Below are 16,731 nucleotides of genomic sequence, written 5' to 3'. Positions count from 1 at the left end.
GCTAGGTTCCGAGGCCGCTTTGGTCAAGGGGCGGCCATCACCTGATCCAGCGCCTTGTCCATCACCGCATCGGGCAGTTCCATCAGTTCGGCCGTCTGCGTCCACAGGACCGCCACGCGCACGGGCCGGTCTGTCCAGATGCCCTGCAGGGCCAGCCGATAGGCCGCCATCTGGCGCAGGATGCCCTCGGGCGTGGCCTCGGGGGTGGCGGGAACGGCGCTGTTCGTCTTGTAATCCACCGCCATGATGTGATCGGGGGCGACGACCAGCCGGTCGATGATGCCGTTCAGGATGCGACCGTCGGGCAGGGGGGTGGTCACCGCGACCTCGGGCAGGACCTGCGTGCCGGGGGCGGGGCGCAGGACGGCGTCCAGCGCGGGGGCTTGGATCAGCGCCTCTGCCTCGGCCAGCAAATCGTCCAGTTCCTCGGCATCGGGCAGGCCGCCCTCGGCGCCCGCCAGCAGGGTTCGGGCCAGCCCCGGCCATGCGCCCTGCGGATGATCCGGCAGATGTTCCAGCAGCAGGTGCAGCCGCGTGCCGCGCAGCATGGCCGCGTCGCGATCCCCCTGCGTGGCCGCCGCGATCACCTTGGCCCCGCCCAATCCCGTTGCCGTCAGGACACCGACGTAATCGGCAGGCTGGGGCGGCATGCGCATCGCCCAATCGGGGGCGGGCTGATGGGGCAGGGGGGCCGCATGTCCGGTGACCGCCTGTTCGGGCCAGTCGCCAAAGGACAGGCGCAGCCCGTCGCCCAGGCCCGGCACGCTCAGCGTGGCGCGGGTCAGGTCGGCGCGCGTCGCGCCTTCGGCGATCATGCTGTACCAGCTCTCGAGGCCGTCGCCGGTCTCGCCCGCCGCCGCCACGATCAGCCAGCTTTCCGCCCGCGTCATCGCAACATAGAGCAGCCTTCGCCGTTCCTCCTCCTGGCGCTGGTCCCATTCGGCCACGGCCAGCGCTACGGCGTCGCAACGATCGCCCGCCGCGCCCTTCCAGACAGGCCTGTCATCGACCCGCACGATGCGCTGGCGGCTGTCGGGGCGGCGTTTTTGGGTTTCGGGCAGGATCACGACGGGGCTTTCCAGGCCCTTGGACCCATGCACCGTCATCACCCGGATCAGCCCGCCCTCGCCACTGGGCAGTTGGCGCTTGACCTGCACGTCATCGCTTTGCAGCCAGACAAGGAATCCTGTCAGCGAGGGCGTCTCGACCTGTTCATAGGCCAGCGCCTGCGACAGCAATTCGTCGATGCCATCCTCGGCCTCGGGGCCAAGACGGGCCAGCAGGGCGGCGCGGCCCCCGTGACGGGTCAGCAGGCGGGCAATGATGTCATAGGGGCGCACGTAATCGGCCCGCCCCGCCAGATCGTTCAGAATATCCAGCGCAACAAGATGTTGTGATTCGCGCAACTTTGCCCACAAGAATTCGCCCTTGCGCCGTTGCGCCAGCCGAAACAGGTCGTCTTCGGACAGGCCGAACAGGGGGGATCGCAGGGCGGCTGCCAGCGACAGGTCATCCTCGGGCGTGGCCAGGACCGACAGGGTCGCGGTGATGTCGCGAACGGCCAGTTCCGCCGCCAGCTTCAGCCGGTCGGCCCCCGCCACCGGCAGGCCCGCGGATTTCAGTTCCGCGATCAACGCGCCGAACAGCTCGCTGCGCCGCTGCACCAGGATCTGGATGTCGCCCGGGCCGATGGGGCGCAGATCGCCCGATTTCGCGTCCAGCATCGGCGTGCCCAGCATGTCGCGGATCTGGCGGGCGATGATGCGGGCCAGTTCCGTATCCGCGTCGTTTTCGGCGGGCGCATCGACGGGCTGCTTCCAGTCGGGGCGTTCGGGACTGTCGGGTTCGGGCAGGGAGGGCCAGATGTCCACGCGGCCGGGCAGGGTGCCGCGAAAGGCGACATGGCGCGGCGGATCGCCCAGGCCCTGGGCCGCATCGCCGTGAAACACCGCGTCGACCAGCGACAGGATGGCCGGAGAGGACCGGAAGCTGTGCGCCAACCCGCGCTGCTGCATCGGCTGCTGAACGGCGGCAAAGTCGGTGTCGAAGCTGTCGCGCATGGCCTCGAAGACGGCGATGTCCGCGCCCTGAAAGGAATAGATCGACTGCTTCGGGTCGCCCACGACGAACAGGGTGCGGGGCCGGTCATGCGCGCCGTCGCCTCCGGTGAATTCGTCGGTCAGGCGGCGGATGACGCGCCACTGGTCAGGGCTGGTATCCTGCGCCTCATCGACCAGAATGTGGTCAATGCCGCCATCCAGCCGCCACAGCACCCATTGCGCCATGCTGGATTCCTCCAGCAATTGCGCCGTGCGGTGGATCAGGTCGTCGAAATCCAGCCAGCCATGCGCGGTCTTTTCCGCCGTCATTCGGGCAGTGAAAGCGTGGCCGAAGCGGTGCAGCGCCAGCGTCCGTTCGGCGGTGGCCAGCGCTAGTGCCTGGGGGCGGGCCAGTTCGACCCGGGTCATCAGGTCTTCCAGATCGTTCATGAAGGGCGCGCAGGCCCCTTGGCGCAGATCCTTGGTGGGGACGCTGCCGATCTTGGCGCTGAAGGGGACCTTGGCGCCACCGCCGGTCAGCAGAGAGCCGCAGAGGATCCACAGATCGGCCATGCCCGGATCGCGCCAGCGGCCCTGCGACAGGGCGGCGGCCAGCTTGGCATCGGTGGATTTCCCGGTCCTCAGCACCGGGATCAGCGCGTCGAACAGGTCGCTCTCCGTGCCGGTGAAGACATCCGCCAGCAGGGCGTCGGCCGTCATGCCCGGCGGCAGGTCCAGCGCGCGCCAAAGCGCATCGGCATCGGGGGGCGCCTGGTAATCGACCTGCGACAGGCCGGCCAGAAAGCCGTCCAGGTTGTCGCCCGATTGCAGGCGGGTCAGGTCGCGGATGGCGGGATCGCCGGCCTCGGCCATGTCCTCGATGATCTGGGCGCGCAGCGCGCGGGCGCTGCGGTCGTCCAGTTCGGCAAAGCCCATCGGCACGCCCGCTTCCAGCGGAAAGCGCCGCAGCAGCGCCGCGCAGAAGCTGTGGATGGTCTGGACCTTCAGCCCGCCCGGCGTTTCGATGGCGCGGGCGAACAGGCGGCGGGCCTGCGGCAGGTCGGGATCGCCCGCCTCGCCCAGCTGCGCCAGCTCGGCGCGCAGCTCGGCCTCGGGCAGCATGGCCCATTTGCCAAGCCGCGACAGCAGGCGGTTCTGCATCTCGGTCGCGGCGGCCTTGGTATAGGTCAGGCACAGGATGCGTTCGGGCGCGGTCCCCGCCAGCAGCAGGCGCGCCACGCGGTCGGTCAGCACGCGGGTCTTGCCCGACCCCGCATTGGCGGTCAGCCAGGTGGTGCGGGCCGGATCGGCGGCGGCGATCTGGTTCAGCGTGGCCTCATCCATGATCGCCCACCTTTCGCGGCTCTGCAGTATCGGTCAGCGCCCATTCGCCGTATCGCGCCAGATGATCGTAATCGCCGGCATAGGAGGTCTTTTCGGGCGCGCGCATGGCGGTGAAGCCCGCCCATCCGGTCAGATAGGCCTGGATCAGTTCGACGAAACCGTCCCAGGTCCCGCCCTCGATGGCGTGGTCGTGTTCGCGGTCAAAGGTGCGCCCCTCGCCGCCCAACTGGATATAGCGGATGGCCCCGACATCGACCGGCCCAAGCGCGTCAAAGCCGCCGCGGCGGGCCATCGCGGCCTCGAGCATCAGCTGCTTGTCGAAATGCCGGATCTGGGCGTCGGTGGGCGGCGTGCCGGATTTGTAGTCATAGACGACGACCTGACCGTCATGCAGCAGATCGATCCGGTCCGGCTTGGCGGTCAGGGTGAAATCCATCCCCGGTACGGACACCCGGCCCCGGTTCTCGATGACGGTGGGCGTGCCTTCGGCCAGGCGCGCCAGTTCGTCGGCCACGATGCGTTCGGCGATGCCCTCGATCCGGGCGGCCCAGAAGGCGCGGGCCGTGGGCCACGGAACCTCGCGATCCAGCGTCTCGCGGGTGATGGCCAGGAATTGCGCCTTCAGCACCTCGGGCGGGGTGTCGGGGGCAGGGCGGGTCTTCAGCAGCGCCTCAACGATGGCATGCAGGGTCTGGCCGCGTAGGGATGCGTCGGCTTCGGGGCGCAGGGGCGGCAGCGGGCGCAGGTTCAGGACCCGCTTGGCATAAACCGCATAGGGGTCGCGGATCAGCAGAGAGATGTCCGTGACCGGCAGTTCCTTGAACGGCGGCCCCGGCGGCACGGGGGATGGACGTCGCGCGGGCGGGACGGTTTCGGTCGGCCGGGCCACGGCCTCGGCCATCTCCAGCCAGCGATTGCCGCGGTCGCGCATGGCAGCCAGCGCCTGCGGACCGTTTCGGTCGGGCAGGCCGCCCATCAGGTTCATCATCCGGTTCAGCCAGCGCGAGGGGATGGTCTCGGCCTCGGCATCGCGGCGCGCACGGGTCAGGATGACACGTTCGGCGGCGATACCCTGCTGGAAGTCATGCGCCGCCAACCCGATCTGGCGTTCGGGCACCGGCAGCCCTGCCGCAAGCCGCATCTGGCGCGAGAGCCACGGGTCGGGCGACAGGGGCTGCGGCCAGCCGCCCTCGTTCAGGCCAGACAGGATGACGGTGCCATTGGCGTAAAGCCGCGCCTCGCGCGGGCCGTGGATGCGCAGGCTGTGCCAGGCGGCGACATCCTCGCGCACGGCCTTGGCCTGCAGTTCGGTGATCAGCAGCGCACAGAGGTCGTTCGGAGCCACGTCCGGCCCGTGGTGGGCATGTTCCAGCAGGTGGTCCAGCACGGCACGCGACATGGTGCCGGCCTTGTCCTGCCACAGGCGGGATTCCTCGGGGGTGCCGCCCGGACCTGCGGCCAAGGCCTCGGCCAGATCGATCACGTCGCGCAGGCGGTCGGGCAGGGGGCGGGGCGCGCGGTCGCGGGAAAGGGGCGTGATGCGGTCCAGCATGCCGGCCAGCCATTCCGCCCAGATCTTGCGGCTGTCATCGCCCTTGGTCGCCCAGTCCGTCAGCGTCGGCGCATCGGGAAAGGCGGGCCCGTATTTGCGCAGCTTCAGTTCCAGGTCGCGCGTGTGGCGCAGGATGTCGTTGCGCCCAATCACCTGCGATCCGGTCGCCGTCAGCGGATGCTTCAGCAGGATCAGCAGGCGGTCGACGGTCAGCGCCTCGCCGAACAGCGCCGCGACCTGGCGCAGGAACAGGCCCGGTGCGGTCAGCGGCAGGGGGCGGCCCGCGCTGTCATCGGGCAGGATGTGCCAACGGTCCAGCGCCGCCGTCACGCGGCGGATCAACCCGCTGTCGGCGGCGATCAGGGTGACGCATTCATCGCGTTCGGCGGCGTCGCGCATGACCAGGGCGATGGCCTCGGCCTCCTGGCCCGGCTGGTCGGCCTCGATCAGGGTCAGGTCGGCGGTGGCGGGAATCAGATCGGGCAGGTCGGGGCCTTCGGCGATCCACTGGTCGGTGACGGGGGCGGGGCGCAGGGCCAGCGACAGCAGCCGGTTGCGCGCCGGGGATGCGGGCTGCGCATCGGTCCAGCGCGCTGGATAACCCGCATCGCGGATCAGCGGGGCAAAGCGCGATTGCGGGTGGTCGTCGGCGGCGTTGCCCAGATTGTCCCAGACCGATTGCGGCTGGTCGAAATCGAAACCGGGCAGCACCACGGCCCCCTGCGGCAGCGCGGCCACCGCCTGCATGTAAAGCCGCGTCGCCCCATGCGACCCGGTCGAACCCGCCACGATCACCGGCCCCTCGGGCAGGTTCAGGCCCTGCGACCATTGGGCCAGCGCCTGTTCGGCGGCGGCGCGCTGGCGGGCGGGACGGTCGCGCCAAGGTTCGTCCAGATGGAATTCGGCGGCGATGCGCAGGAAGGCCAGCGCGTTCTGCCAATGGCGGGCGTGATCGCCGGTATCGATGCTTTCCAGGTCGGTGATGTCGCGGCCTTCGGTCTGCATCTCGGTCATCAGCAGCGACAGCGATTGCGCCAGGACCGGGATGGCATGTCCCGCGCCCAGATCGGGACGCAGCCGGACCATCCGGTCGATCAGCCGCGCCAGTTGCAGTCGGCGGGCCAAGGGCGCCTCGGGCAGGTTCGGCATGGCCAACGGCCCCGGATCGACCGCGGTGATGGTGCGCAGCTTGGGCAGCAGCAGCGGTCCCGCGCGGTCGAAGGCGCGGCGGATCTCGCCCATGGTCTGGGATGCGTTGACCAGGATGGTGACGCGGGCCAGCGCCTCGGGCGGTTGGCCCGCCATGCGGTCCAGCAGGCCGCGCACGAATTCGCGGGCGAAATGCACACCGGGCGGAAGGGCATAGAGGCCGCGCATCGGATCAGTCATCCAGCAGCGCCTGCGCCATGGGGATGGCTTCGGGATAGCCGACATCGCACCAGCCGCCCCGATGGATCGTGCCGAAGACGCGCCCCCTGGCGATCAGCCGGTCCCACAGGAGGTTCAGCGAAAACACGGCGTCGGGAATATCAGCCAGCAGGTCCGGACGGATGATCTGCGCACCGGCATAGACGAAATCGCCCTTGCGGGTCAGGCCCCCGTCATCCGTCATGCTGAAATCGCCCGCACCCTTGCGCGCCGTCGCCTGGGCTAGGGGGATCAGCGCCAGCAGCGCGTCCATGCGGTCCCCGTCCCACGCCGCCTGCAAGGCCGAGAGCGGGTTCGGCCCCGTCCAGACCACGTCGGGGTTCAGCGTCATGACCGGACCCCGGCCCAGCAGCGGCAACGCTTGGCGCAGACCCCCGCCGGTATCCAGGATGGTCTGCGGTTCGGGGCTGATCGCCACGTCCTGCCCCGCCAGGTGGTCGGCGATCTGTTGGCCCAGGTAATGCGTGTTCACCGCGATGGGCGCGCATCCCGCATCCCGTCCCAGATCCAGCGCGCGGTCCAGCAGGGTGCGGTCCCCGACCCGGATCAGCGGCTTGGGGCAGGTGTCGGTCAGCGGGCGCATGCGCGTGCCAAGCCCCGCGGCAAAGATCATCAGCGGCAGGGGCATCGGGCACGGATCCTTTCGATCAGGTCGGCGTCGGGGGCGGGCAGGGCGTTCACCTGCGCGGCCAGTTCGGTCAGCGCGGGATGGGCGAGGTTGCGTTGGACATAGCCCCAGACCCGCGGCATGAAATCCAGGTAGCGCGGCTTGCCGTCGCGCAGGCAAAGCCGGGTAAAGATACCCATGATCCGCAGGTTGCGCTGGGCCCCCAGCAGGGCATAGGCGGCGCGGAAGGCGTCAGCGTCGACCCCGGTGGCGGCCAGATAGCGGTCGATGGCGCGCGTTTCCAGCGCGGGGTCTACATCGCGGCGGGCATCCTGCAGTGCCGAGACCAGGTCATAGGCCGGGTGGGCCGCGACCGCATCCTGGTAATCGATCAGCCCAAGGGGAGAGGCACCGCGCCAGATCAGGTTCTCGGCGTGGAAATCGCGCAGGGCCAGCACGGGCGGCAGGACGGCCAGTGCGTCATGCAGGCGCGCGATCAGCGGGGCGATGCCCGCGCCGGCTGTCCCGTCCGTCACGCCCGCGGCCTGCGGGTACCAGTCGGCGAACAGCCCGACCTGATCAGCCAGCGCCGCGCCGTCCAGGGCCGGGACGAAACCCGGAACCGGCTGACGGTGCAGGTCGACCAGCAGATCGGTCACCCGGTCATAGATCAGCGGTGCCATGCCCGGATCGCATTCCAGCACCCGCGCCACCAGGTCGTCGCCCAGATCCTGCACCAGCGCCAGGCCGCTGGCCTGGTCCTGCGCGATGATCGCGGGGGCGCCGAAACCGTGCCCGGTCAGCCAGTCGGTCATCGTCAGAAAGGCGGGCATGGCCCCCGCGGGGTCGTCCATCAGGATCGCGCGGCCCTGCGGCCCCTCCAGCCGGAAATAACGCCGCGCCGAGGCATCGCCCGCCAGCGGCAGCACCCGCGCATCCGCCCAGCCCGCCTGCGCGACGAAGACCGCGCAGGCCGCCATCCGGTCCGCGCCGTCGAAGTCCAGGTCGATTCGGCGCAGGTCGGGATCGGGGCAGGGGGTCAGGGTGATCCGCAGCGGGTCGGGCGGGGCCATGTCCAGCCGGTCGGGCCACTCGATCAGGCAGATGGCGTCCTGCATCGCCTCGTCCAGGCCCAGCTCGAACAGCTCGGACGGGTCGGTCAGGCGATAGAGATCCGCGTGCCAGATCTGGCTGCCCATCGGGTCGTCATAGGTCTGGACCAGCGTGAAGGTGGGGCTGGGCACATCCTCGGCCAGATCGCCTTGGCGCGCGCGGATGAAGGCGCGAGCGAAATGGGTCTTGCCCGCGCCCACCGGGCCCTCCAGCAGGATGGTGGCGGGCGGCGCGATCTGGGCCGCCAGCATGCTGGCAAGGGCGGCGGTCAGGGTTTCGTCGGCGATCAGGCTTGTGCTCATGGGATGGTTCTAGCCGCTTGGAACGCCGGGGGGAACAGGTCAAGAAACCGTGGGATGCGGCGCCACCCGGCGCGCGCTAGGCTGACAGCAAAGGAGAAGAACCGATGATCCGCACCGCCCTTGCCCTGATGCTGTCGGCCACGCCCGCGCTGGCCACGCAGGAATATATCCTGCCCACGCTGTTCGACGTGACCCGCGTCGCGCCGGACGACGTGCTGAACATCCGCGCCGATCCGAACGGCAGCGCCCCCATCATCGGCACGCTTGCCCCCGAGGCCACCCGCGTCGAGGTGGTCGAGGAACGCCGGGGCTGGGGCCGGGTCAATACGGGCGAGGGGTCGGGCTGGGTATCGATGCAGTTCATGCATTATCGCACCGATGTCTGGGAGGAGAACGCCCTGCCCGCGGGCTGGCAATGCTTCGGGACCGAGCCCTTCTGGACGGTCATCCCGCAGGGCGATCAGCTGGTGACCGCCATGCCCGGCCTGCCCGACGACATGCGCCCGCTGCGGGCCGTGCTGTCCACCGGGGTCTTTCGCGACCCGACCCGCGCCGTGACGGCACCGGGGATGACCCTGACCACCACGCCGCAGATCTGTTCGGACGGCATGTCGGACCGGCTGTTCGGGCTGCAGGCACTGGTCGTGATCGATGGCGACAGCCACACGCTGCTGCGCGGCTGCTGTTCGATCCATCCCTGAAGGGCCGGTCAGCCCGGCAGGCCCAGCACATCCATCATGTCGTATTCGCCCGGACCCTTGTCCTGACCCCAGATCGCCGCGCGGATGGCCCCGCGGGCAAAGATTGCGCGGTCGGTGGCCAGATGGCGCAGCACGATGCGTTCGCCGTCGGCGGCGAAGATCACGTCATGTTCGCCTACCACATCGCCGCCGCGGATGGCGGAAAACCCGATGCTGCCGGTTTCGCGCGCGCCGGTGATACCTTCGCGGGCGGGGGTGCGCAGGGCGTCCAAATCGGCGCCGCGTCCCTCGGCGGCGGCCTTGCCCAGCATCAGCGCGGTGCCCGAGGGCGCGTCGACCTTGTGGCGGTGATGGGTTTCGACCACCTCGATGTCCCAATCGGTGCCCAAGGCGGCGGCGACCTTGCGCGTCAGACCCACCAGCAGGTTGACGCCCAGGCTCATGTTGCCGGCGCGGATGATGGGGGCATGACGGGCGGCGGCGGCCAGATGGTCCAGATGGCGCTGTTCCATGCCGGTGGTGCCGATGACATGCACGGCGCGGGCCTGGGCGGTCAGTTCGGCAAAGGCCACGGTCGCGTCGGGGGCGGTGAAGTCGATCACCGCCTGTGCCTGCGCGATGGCCGTCACCGCATCGTCGGTGACCGCGACACCCACCGGCGCGCCGCCCATGGCCTGCCCGACATCCTGGCCGATCCAGTCATGGCCCGCGCGTTCCAGCGCACCCGCCAGCCGGACCTGCGGGTTGTCCAGGATCAGCCGGATCAGCATCTGCCCCATGCGGCCCGATGCGCCCGTGACCACGATCCCGGGGCGGGTCGGTGCGTCGGTGTTCTGAAAATCGCTCATCTGTCACCCCTGTTGGCTTTTACAGCGTCATATCCCGTTGCGGGCCGGCCCGCGACCCCCTACATCGGGGCGCATGGCACAGAACCGCAATTCCCAAGATCGTGGCCCGTCGCAGCGTCAGCTGCGGGTGGGCGAAGTGATCCGCCGCAGCCTTTCCGACGTGCTCATGCGCGCGGATGTGCATGACCCGGATCTGAATCGGCATTCCATCACCGTGGGCGAGGTTCGCATGTCGAACGACCTCAAGGTGGCGACGGCCTATGTCCTGCCCCTGGGCGGGCGCGACGCGCAGGACGCCCTGGCGGCGCTGCGGCGCAACACGCCCGAACTGCGGCACCTGATCGTCAAGGGCATGACGCTGAAATTCGCGCCCCAGCTGGTCTTCCAGCTGGACGAAACCTTCGACCGCATGGACGACACCCGCCGCCTGTTCGAGGATGAACGCGTGCGCCGCGACGTCGAGGCTCCCGACGACGATGCGTCCGAGGAAGACGATGATCGCTGATCTGCCGCGCCGTCTTGCGGTGGCTTTTGGCATGCTGGTCGCGCTGGCGATCCCGGCGGGGGCCGCCACCTGCGACCGCGTCGATCATGATGGACAGGGCTATGTGATCTGCACCGTGCCCGCCGCCGATCAGGGCGACCTGCGCCTGTGGCAGGACGGCCCGGACGGCAAGCCGCTACGCAATTTCGCCAATATCCGGCGCAGCCTGCGCGAGGGCCAAGCGCTTGGCTTTGCGATGAATGCGGGGATGTTCCACCCCGATTACCGCCCCGTGGGCCTGCTGGTCATCGATGGAGAGGAACTCTCGCCCATCGTCACCGGCGCCAGTGATGGCAATTTCGGCCTGCTGCCGAACGGTGTCTTCTGTGCGGGCGGCGCGCGTCCCTTCCAGGTGATCGAATCCCGCGCCTTCGCGGATCTCCGCCCCGACTGCCGCATCGCCACCCAATCGGGGCCGATGCTGGTGGTGGATGGCGACCTGCATCCGCGTTTCCTGAAAGACAGCGACAGCCGCTATATCCGGAACGGGGTCGGCGTATCACCCGACGGGCAGACGGCCTGGTTCGCCATTTCCAACCGTCCGGTGACATTCCATGAATTTGGCCGCCTGTTCCGCGACGGGCTGGGCGCGCGCGATGCGCTCTATTTCGACGGGTCGATTTCGCGGCTTTACGCCCCGTCGGTCAACCGTGCCGATTTCGGGCGCAGCATGGGGCCGATCATCGGTCTGGTCGGACAGGACTGACGTCGTGGCCGGTTGACGGCAACCTCAGGCGGGGCTATCCCCCCGCCCCTTGATTTTCAGGAGTTTCGGATGGCGCGCAAGAAGGGCCGTGAGGTCAATGGCTGGCTGATCGTGGACAAACCCGCAGGGATCACATCGACCTCGGTCGTGGCGAAGGTGCGGTGGGCGCTGGACGCCAAGAAGGCGGGCCATGCGGGGACGCTGGACCCCGATGCGACGGGCGTTCTGGCCGTGGCCCTGGGCGAGGCGACCAAGACCGTCCCGGTCATCACCGATGCGCTGAAATGCTATGACTTCGTGGTGAACTGGGGGTCGGAAACGGCCACCGACGATGCGTCTGGCGATGTGGTCAAGAGCGCCGATGCGCGCCCGACGCGCGATCAGGTGCAGGAGGCATTGGCCGCCTTTACGGGCGAGATCATGCAGATCCCGCCCGCCTATTCCGCCGTCAAGGTCGATGGCGAACGCGCCTATGACCTGGCCCGCGAGGGCATCGAGATGGAACTGGCTGCCCGCCCCTTGTGGGTCGAGAGCCTGAAGATGCTGGATGCCGACGACAACACCGCGCGGCTGGAAATGGTCTGCGGCAAGGGCGGGTATGTCCGCTCGATCGCGCGCGACCTGGGCCGCGCGCTTGGCTGTCTGGGCCATGTCGCGCATCTGCGCCGCACCTGGTCCGGCCCCTTCGAGGCCGAGAACGGCGTCGCCTTCGACAAGATCGACCGCGAGGCGCAGGAATGGCTGGAAAGCCAGCTGCTGCCGCTGGAAACCGGCCTGACCGACCTGCCGATGCTGCGCGCCACGCCCGAAGGTGCGACCCGCATTCGCAACGGCAACCCGGGCGAAGTGACCAACGGCGCCGAATGGGGCGAGCTGGTCTGGGTCGCGGACGCCACGGGGCCGGTCTGCATCGGCCGCTATCAGGGCGGCACGGTCCAGCCGGAACGCGTCTTCAACCTCTAGGTTGAAGACCGCACATCACCTTGGGCGGCGCGCGCCTTGGAACGGCCCATCCCCTGATGCATCGATGCGGGCGATGGCATCGGGGATGGATTCGCGGATCACCGCCATCTGCCACGCGGTCGCGTGGATCATCATGTCGGGCGACAGGGCAATGGCCACGTGGCCCGGCCAGAACAGCAGGTCGCCGCGCCGGATATCGTCTGTCACCTGAAAGGCGTCGCGCTGCAGGTCGCTGTCGCCGGGGCAGGCGATGCCGCATTCGGTCAGCGCCAGTTGCGCCAGCCCCGAACAGTCGATCCCCGACCGGCTGTTGCCCCCCCATAGATAGGGCGTGCCCAGCATGGTTTCGGCCACCTGCACGGGGTCGTCGGCCAGCTGGTCGCCCACATGCTGGGCCGGGACGAAGCCGCCGTCCGCCAGTTCGGCAAAGCCGCCCGCGATCCCCGTCACCGACAGCCGCGATCCGCGGGTCAGGGACAGGCGTTCCGGCCGCTTCATGTCCGCGGCGGGATACACATGGGTGGCGGGGGCGGTGACGCGATGGGTCAGCGCGGGCAGGTCGTGGGTCAGCGCATCGGCGCGCACCCAACCGCAATATCCGTCCAGCGCCGATTGGATGAAGACCATAGCGTCACTCTCCTCGATCACCGTCAGGTCGGTGCCGAAGACCAGCTGCCGGTCGCGGCGGCCATCGGGGGCGGTCAGCAGATCGGACAGCGGCACGGCCAGCCGCGCGGGGCGTCCGGCGGTATAGGCGGGGCGATCCAACTGGCCGCGCAGGCTCTCCAGCGCGACGCGGTCGGTGGCGGGGGTCAGGCGACGATCCATGATCAGGACAGGATCTGCGGCAGGGCGGCCAAGATGGCCCGCGCGCCTTGGCCGACGCCACCCTTGGGGCGCCCAGGCGCGGCAGCGGGCTGCCAGCCATAGATGTCCAGATGCGCATAGCGGCCCGCACCTTCGGCAAAGCGCTTCAGGAACAGCGCCGCCGTGATGGACCCTGCCATCCCGCCCGAGGGCGCATTGTCCAGATCGGCGATGCCCGGTTCGATCATGGCTTCGTATGGTTCCCAGAAAGGCATGCGCCACAGCGGGTCGCCCACCTGCATCGCCGCCGATTGCAGTGCTGTCGCCGTCGCATCGTCGTCGCAATAGAAGGGCGGCACATCCGGCCCCAAGGCCACGCGCGCGGCCCCCGTCAGCGTCGCCAGCGAGATCATCAGGTCGGGGCTTTCCTTGGCCCCGAAGGTCAGGGCATCGGCCAGGACCAGACGGCCTTCGGCGTCTGTGTTGTTCACCTCGACCGACAGGCCCTTGCGGCTGGTCAGGATGTCGCCGGGGCGGAAGGCATTGCCCGCGACGCTGTTTTCCACCGCGGGGATCAGCACGCGCAGACGGATGCCCGCCGCGGCCCCCGTTTTTACCAGCATCTTCAGCAAGCCAAGCGCGGTCGCGGCCCCGCCCATGTCCTTTTTCATCAGCCCCATCGAGGCACCGGGCTTGAGGTTCAGCCCGCCCGTGTCATAGCAGACCCCCTTGCCGACCAGCGTCAGCATCGGTCCCTGGTCGCCGATGCGGATGTCCAGCAGGCGCGGTTCACTCGCCGAAGCGCGGCCGACCGCGTGGATCAGCGGGAAATTGGTCTTGAGCAGGTCCTTGCCGGTGGTCACCTCGATCCGGGCGCCCAGGTCGTTGCACAGCGCGCGGGCGACCGTTTCCAGCTTGTCGGGTCCCAGGTCGCTGGCAGGGGTGTTGATCAGGTCGCGGGTCAGGAACTCGCCCCCCGCGATGGCCAGCGCGCGATCGGTATCGGCGCCTTCGGGGCAGACCAGGCGCGGGCCCTGTCCCTGCGAACCGGCATAGCGGGTGAAACGGTACTGGCCCAGCAACCAGCCAAGCGCCAACTGATCGGCAGTGAAACCGTCGGGCTGATGGGCCAGATGCCAGTCACCCTTGGGCAGGGCATGGGCGCGCGCGATCTGAAAGCGGTCGCGCCCGGCGCGGCCCCGATCGCCCAGCCCCATCAGTGCGCCGCGCAGGCCGCCGTTCCCATCCGGCAGCAGGCAGATCTGGCCCGCCTGCGCGGCAAAGCCGGTGGTCTGCGGCCAGGTGCCGGCCTCGGCCTCGGGGGGCAGGTCCTCTCCGGCCCAGACCAGCCAGAGCGGGCGGGTCGCATCAGAGGCGGGGGCGAATTCGGGCGTCATGTGATGTTCCTTCGCAAATCGGCGCCAGCCTACATGCCATGCCGCCTGCCGCAACCCCAACCGCCCCATCAGGGCAGGGCGGCGCGGTCCCAGATGGCGGTCAGCGATCCGTTGCCGACCCGCTGCAGCCGGCGGCGGATGGCGGCGATGGCGGGCTGATCGCCATGTTCCGCCGCCCCGCCCAGATCCATCGCCACCCCGGCCAGCGAGACCAGCCCGATCTGCCAAGCCAGGCGCGACATGCGTTCGGCCTCGGCCACGGCCTGCGCCAGGTCGTCCGCGGCCAGCGCGGTTTCGACCGTGCCCAGGATGCCCGCCAGTTGTTCCAACGCCATGCAGATCACCTGCTGGCCTGCGGTTTCGCCCAGTTCGGCCATGATTGCGGCCACGCGTGCCCTGTCCACACGCGCAGGCTCTGCCAGCGTCAAAGCCGTGATCCGTGCCATCCGCACCTCCGTCGGGTCTTGCCATTCCTTTGGGGAAGATGGCGGGAACCCGTGAAGAAAGCCTTGCCGTCCGCGCAATAAACCTCTCGAATTTGGTTCAATTCCGGCCTATTGCACTGTTCCAGAAAGCGAGGTTCCAGATGCACAACCTGTCTCCGTTGCCCCAATATCTGATCAAGCGCTATCAAGGGTGGAAAGCCACGGCGCATGCGGAAAACCATGCCTGGTACCGCCGACTGGCCGATGAGGGTCAGCGCCCCCGCGCCATGGTGATTTCCTGCTGCGACAGCCGCGTCCATGTCACCAGCATCTTCGGTGCCGATTCGGGCGAATTCTTCATTCACCGCAACATCGCCAACCTGGTGCCGCCTCATGCGCCCGACGGGTTGCAGCACGGCACCTCGGCGGCGGTCGAATACGCGGTCGAGGCGCTGAAGGTCGCGCATCTGATCGTGGTCGGTCACACCCGCTGCGGCGGCGTCGCGGGGTGTCACGCCATGTGTTCCGGCGCGGCCCCCGAGCTGGAGGAAAAAACCAGCTTTGTCGGTCGCTGGATGGACATCCTGCGCCCCGGCTATGAGCGCGTGAAGGATCTGCCGCAGGATCAGCAGGTCAGCGCGCTGGAAAAGGAAGCGGTCCTGGTCTCGATCGAGAACCTGATGACCTTCCCCTTCGTGCGCAGCGCCGTCGAGGCGGGCACCCTGTCGCTGCACGGCCTGGTCCATGACATCGCCGAAGGCACCTTGCTGCAGGCCGAGGATGCGGGAAAGACCTGGGCCGCCGTCTGAGGCCACGCGATCACCCGAAAGGAAGGGGCGGCAAGGCTGATGCCTGCCGCCCCTTTTTTCGTTCCGGTGACGCGAAGGGCGATCAGCCCTTCTTCAGGACCTTGTTGCCCAGCAGTTCGGCGATCTGGACGGCGTTCAGCGCCGCGCCCTTGCGCAGGTTGTCGCTGACGCACCAGATGTTCAGGCCGTTCTCGATCGTGCCGTCCTGACGGATGCGGCTGATGAAGGTGGCGAAATCGCCCACGCATTCGACGGGCGTGGTGTAGCCGCCGGGTTCGCGCTTGTCGACGACCATGATGCCGGGGGCCTCGCGCAGGATGTCGCGGGCCTCGTCCTCGTCCAGGAAATCCTCGAACTCGATGTTGATGGCCTCGGAATGGCCGACGAAGACGGGGACGCGGACGCAGGTCGCGGTGACCTTGATCGACTTGTCCATGATCTTCTTGGTCTCGGCGACCATCTTCCATTCTTCCTTGGTCGAGCCGTCATCCATGAAGACGTCGATCTGCGGGATCACGTTGAAGGCGATCTGCTTGGGAAATTTCGACGGTGCGACTTCCTGACCCGGGACATACATGCCCTTGGTCTGGTTCCACAATTCGTCCATGGCATCCTTGCCGCCGCCCGACACCGACTGATAGGTCGAGACGACGACGCGCTTGATGCGGGCGCGATCATGCAGCGGCTTCAGCGCCACAACCATCTGCGCGGTCGAGCAGTTGGGGTTGGCGATGATGTTCTTCTTGGAATAGCCGGTGATGGCCTCGGGGTTCACTTCCGGAACGATCAGGGGGACATCGGGGTCATAGCGATAAAGCGAGCTGTTATCGATCACGACGCAACCGGCCGCCGCCGCGATGGGGGCGTATTTCTTGGTCGCATCCGATCCGATGGCGAACAGCGCCATGTCCCAGCCCGTGAAATCGAACTGCTCGATGTCTTTGATCTTGAGAGTCTTGTCGCCAAAGCTGACTTCGGTTCCCTGGCTGCGACGCGATGCCAGAACGGCAATCTCGTCAATCGGGAACTGGCGCTCATCAAGGATGTTCAGCATTTCGCGGCCCACGTTTCCGGTGGCACCTGCGACGACGACTTTATAACCCATGTTCCGGGGACTCCTTCTCCTGCGGTCGTCGGCGTTTACCG

14 protein-coding genes are annotated in these 16,731 nt (G+C 68.5%); 5 read left to right on the top strand and 9 right to left on the bottom strand.

The window, feature by feature from the left end; translation table 11 throughout:
- Positions 1-23 precede the first annotated feature (23 nt).
- From addA to tsaE, 4 genes are read right to left on the bottom strand one after another with little or no spacing between them, the layout of a single operon-like run.
- Positions 24-3,383, bottom strand: a complete 3,360-nt coding sequence (addA, locus tag DKT70_RS04045) for a double-strand break repair helicase AddA (RefSeq protein ID WP_111557948.1) — start codon at positions 3,381-3,383, stop codon at positions 24-26.
- The gene (gene addB, locus DKT70_RS04040) at positions 3,376-6,324 is read right to left on the bottom strand and encodes a double-strand break repair protein AddB (protein WP_111557947.1); all 2,949 of its coding nucleotides are present in this window, start codon (positions 6,322-6,324) and stop codon (positions 3,376-3,378) included. The genes addA and addB overlap by 8 nt, the downstream gene beginning before the upstream one ends.
- A complete protein-coding gene (locus DKT70_RS04035) occupies positions 6,317-6,991 on the bottom strand; it encodes a nucleotidyltransferase family protein (protein ID WP_111557946.1) in 675 nt (224 codons plus the stop codon). Before DKT70_RS04035 ends, addB begins: the two co-directional genes overlap by 8 nt.
- Complete coding sequence (gene tsaE / locus DKT70_RS04030; protein WP_111557945.1) at positions 6,976-8,385, bottom strand: tRNA (adenosine(37)-N6)-threonylcarbamoyltransferase complex ATPase subunit type 1 TsaE; 1,410 nt, start codon at positions 8,383-8,385, stop codon at positions 6,976-6,978. Before tsaE ends, DKT70_RS04035 begins: the two co-directional genes overlap by 16 nt.
- Positions 8,386-8,489: 104 nt before the next feature.
- Here tsaE and DKT70_RS04025 point away from each other — a divergent pair, with 104 nt between their 5' ends.
- Positions 8,490-9,086: an SH3 domain-containing protein gene (locus tag DKT70_RS04025; RefSeq protein ID WP_111557944.1), complete on the top strand. Its 597-nt coding sequence runs from the start codon at positions 8,490-8,492 to the stop codon at positions 9,084-9,086.
- 8 nt (positions 9,087-9,094) lie between these two features.
- On the opposite strand, the gene dapB is transcribed toward DKT70_RS04025, so the two are convergent.
- Positions 9,095-9,934: a 4-hydroxy-tetrahydrodipicolinate reductase gene (gene dapB, locus DKT70_RS04020; RefSeq protein ID WP_111557943.1), complete on the bottom strand. Its 840-nt coding sequence runs from the start codon at positions 9,932-9,934 to the stop codon at positions 9,095-9,097.
- Positions 9,935-10,007: 73 nt separating this feature from the next.
- Here dapB and rbfA point away from each other — a divergent pair, with 73 nt between their 5' ends.
- The 3 genes from rbfA (at position 10,008) to truB (ending at position 12,147) form a co-directional block, all read left to right on the top strand.
- Positions 10,008-10,439, top strand: a complete 432-nt coding sequence (gene rbfA / locus DKT70_RS04015; RefSeq protein WP_111557942.1) for a 30S ribosome-binding factor RbfA — start codon at positions 10,008-10,010, stop codon at positions 10,437-10,439.
- A complete protein-coding gene (locus DKT70_RS04010; RefSeq protein WP_111557941.1) occupies positions 10,429-11,184 on the top strand; it encodes a phosphodiester glycosidase family protein in 756 nt (251 codons plus the stop codon). Before rbfA ends, DKT70_RS04010 begins: the two co-directional genes overlap by 11 nt.
- 69 nt (positions 11,185-11,253) lie before the next feature.
- On the top strand, positions 11,254-12,147 hold the full coding sequence (gene truB / locus DKT70_RS04005; RefSeq protein ID WP_111557940.1) for a tRNA pseudouridine(55) synthase TruB: 894 nt from the start codon (positions 11,254-11,256) through the stop codon (positions 12,145-12,147).
- A gap of 15 nt (positions 12,148-12,162) precedes the next feature.
- Here the strand turns inward: truB and DKT70_RS04000 are convergent, their stop codons facing one another.
- The 3 genes from DKT70_RS04000 to DKT70_RS03990 all read right to left on the bottom strand — a co-directional run bounded on the left by DKT70_RS04000 (position 12,163) and on the right by DKT70_RS03990 (position 14,797).
- Positions 12,163-12,975, bottom strand: coding sequence for a C40 family peptidase (locus DKT70_RS04000; protein ID WP_111557939.1), 813 nt, complete (start codon positions 12,973-12,975; stop codon positions 12,163-12,165).
- Between the two features lie 2 nt (positions 12,976-12,977).
- The gene (locus tag DKT70_RS03995; RefSeq protein ID WP_111557938.1) at positions 12,978-14,351 is read right to left on the bottom strand and encodes a leucyl aminopeptidase family protein; all 1,374 of its coding nucleotides are present in this window, start codon (positions 14,349-14,351) and stop codon (positions 12,978-12,980) included.
- 68 nt (positions 14,352-14,419) lie between these two features.
- Positions 14,420-14,797 (bottom strand): hypothetical protein, encoded by a 378-nt coding sequence (locus DKT70_RS03990; protein ID WP_111557937.1) that lies wholly within the window; start codon positions 14,795-14,797, stop codon positions 14,420-14,422.
- 140 nt (positions 14,798-14,937) lie between these two features.
- On the opposite strand from DKT70_RS03990, the gene DKT70_RS03985 reads away from it, so the two are divergent.
- Positions 14,938-15,585, top strand: a complete 648-nt coding sequence (locus tag DKT70_RS03985) for a carbonic anhydrase (protein WP_072296807.1) — start codon at positions 14,938-14,940, stop codon at positions 15,583-15,585.
- A gap of 82 nt (positions 15,586-15,667) precedes the next feature.
- Here DKT70_RS03985 and DKT70_RS03980 read toward each other — a convergent pair whose 3' ends face one another.
- Entirely contained in the window at positions 15,668-16,690 is a 1,023-nt protein-coding gene (locus DKT70_RS03980; RefSeq protein ID WP_111557936.1) for an aspartate-semialdehyde dehydrogenase, read from the bottom strand.
- Positions 16,691-16,731: the final 41 nt, after the last annotated feature.

It is taken from the genome of Paracoccus sediminilitoris (genome assembly GCF_003259195.1).
GTDB lineage: Bacteria > Pseudomonadota > Alphaproteobacteria > Rhodobacterales > Rhodobacteraceae > Paracoccus > Paracoccus sediminilitoris.
The sequence above is the reverse complement of the archived record's forward strand: the minus strand, read 5'-3'. Positions and strand labels throughout refer to the sequence as shown.

Bases quoted from the DNA above. Each gene is read 5' to 3' on its own strand.
- addA (WP_111557948.1), bottom strand. From the start codon at position 3,383: ATGGATGAGGCCACGCTGAACCAGATCGCCGCCGCCGATCCGGCCCGC.
- addB (WP_111557947.1), bottom strand. From the start codon at position 6,324: ATGACTGATCCGATGCGCGGCCTCTATGCCCTTCCGCCCGGTGTGCAT.
- DKT70_RS04035 (WP_111557946.1), bottom strand. From the start codon at position 6,991: ATGCCCCTGCCGCTGATGATCTTTGCCGCGGGGCTTGGCACGCGCATG.
- tsaE (WP_111557945.1), bottom strand. From the start codon at position 8,385: ATGAGCACAAGCCTGATCGCCGACGAAACCCTGACCGCCGCCCTTGCC.
- DKT70_RS04025 (WP_111557944.1), top strand. From the start codon at position 8,490: ATGATCCGCACCGCCCTTGCCCTGATGCTGTCGGCCACGCCCGCGCTG.
- dapB (WP_111557943.1), bottom strand. From the start codon at position 9,934: ATGAGCGATTTTCAGAACACCGACGCACCGACCCGCCCCGGGATCGTG.
- rbfA (WP_111557942.1), top strand. From the start codon at position 10,008: ATGGCACAGAACCGCAATTCCCAAGATCGTGGCCCGTCGCAGCGTCAG.
- DKT70_RS04010 (WP_111557941.1), top strand. From the start codon at position 10,429: ATGATCGCTGATCTGCCGCGCCGTCTTGCGGTGGCTTTTGGCATGCTG.
- truB (WP_111557940.1), top strand. From the start codon at position 11,254: ATGGCGCGCAAGAAGGGCCGTGAGGTCAATGGCTGGCTGATCGTGGAC.
- DKT70_RS04000 (WP_111557939.1), bottom strand. From the start codon at position 12,975: ATGGATCGTCGCCTGACCCCCGCCACCGACCGCGTCGCGCTGGAGAGC.
- DKT70_RS03995 (WP_111557938.1), bottom strand. From the start codon at position 14,351: ATGACGCCCGAATTCGCCCCCGCCTCTGATGCGACCCGCCCGCTCTGG.
- DKT70_RS03990 (WP_111557937.1), bottom strand. From the start codon at position 14,797: ATGGCACGGATCACGGCTTTGACGCTGGCAGAGCCTGCGCGTGTGGAC.
- DKT70_RS03985 (WP_072296807.1), top strand. From the start codon at position 14,938: ATGCACAACCTGTCTCCGTTGCCCCAATATCTGATCAAGCGCTATCAA.
- DKT70_RS03980 (WP_111557936.1), bottom strand. From the start codon at position 16,690: ATGGGTTATAAAGTCGTCGTCGCAGGTGCCACCGGAAACGTGGGCCGC.